1 protein-coding gene is annotated in these 1002 nt (G+C 62.1%); it reads right to left on the reverse strand.

What is annotated here, in order from left to right; translation table 11 throughout:
- Positions 1-304: DUF4240 domain-containing protein (locus tag Q1K29_RS18450; RefSeq protein WP_300396852.1), on the reverse strand; the 304-nt coding region annotated here is incomplete at its 3' end.
- Positions 305-1002 lie beyond the last annotated feature (698 nt).

Genomic DNA, 1002 nt, shown 5'->3' on the forward strand with positions numbered 1-1002 from the left:
CCTCTGGCCCCTGCAAGACCGCAGCGCAGCGGGCGTAAAGGAACCCATCGGCGCTGATGCCTGGAATGCGTGGGAGCCAGCGTGGTTCTGACACGTCACGCCACCTCTGTTTGGCAATCCGGTACTCATCGAGCCGTCGCAGAACTTCAGCAAGACGATCATCGAAGCTGAGAATGTCGTCCTCCGCGAGCACACGCAGGCGGACACGGATGCGGTGCATCGCGGACTCGTCGGCCGAACCTCCCGCAAGCCCGATGATCTCCCAGAACTGTGCTTCATCCATCACGCTCGTGGACTCTGCCAAACCCCGCCCCAGCCAAGTTCACCCTTCTGCTCATTCGCTGTCGCGAAGCTGTGTTGGGGCACTGGCCGGAGAAGCTCGCAGAATTGCATGCACTACGAGGCAAGTGAGTGTGTCCGCTCCATAGCAGTAAGTGTTCGACGTCGCCGTGAATCTCGCTAGGTTACGTATGGCTTGTGCGTTGGCGGTACAACTGAAGGACGTACGAGCTGCCAGGCGACCGCTCAAGGCAAACCGAGACGGGCCGGGGCAGCGCTTCAGGTGCCGTAGCTGAAGCGGGTTGTTGGCTAGGGATGTCCTGGTCGACTTCACGAAGGCCTGCGGGGTTCACGGGCGCCGGAGGACTGGGCAGGTGTTGCACCTTTTCGGACATCTGGACACGTGGGTCGCCGAGACGTGGGCGTCAAGCTGTCGTCGCTTTGCTCAGCCGATTCACCACCCGAGTCTGCCTGCTCTACCACGCCTTGAACGTTACATCGGGTAAGCGACTGTGCCGGTCATGCACCGAGGCCACTCCTGCGCCGGCTGGCTGGCGCACACTCACCGGGCTGTGATGCACGAACTCCCACTCGTCACCAGTTGAGTCCCCGATAGTGGTGTAGCGCGGTCGCCGAGATCGTCACCGGCGTGTACGCCGGAACGAAGCGCGGCCACCGCGTGATCCTTCGAGTGAACCTCTCACAGCACTCTCGAACGGAGTC

Source organism: Henriciella sp. (genome assembly GCF_029937755.1).
Classification (GTDB): Bacteria; Pseudomonadota; Alphaproteobacteria; order Caulobacterales; family Hyphomonadaceae; genus Henriciella.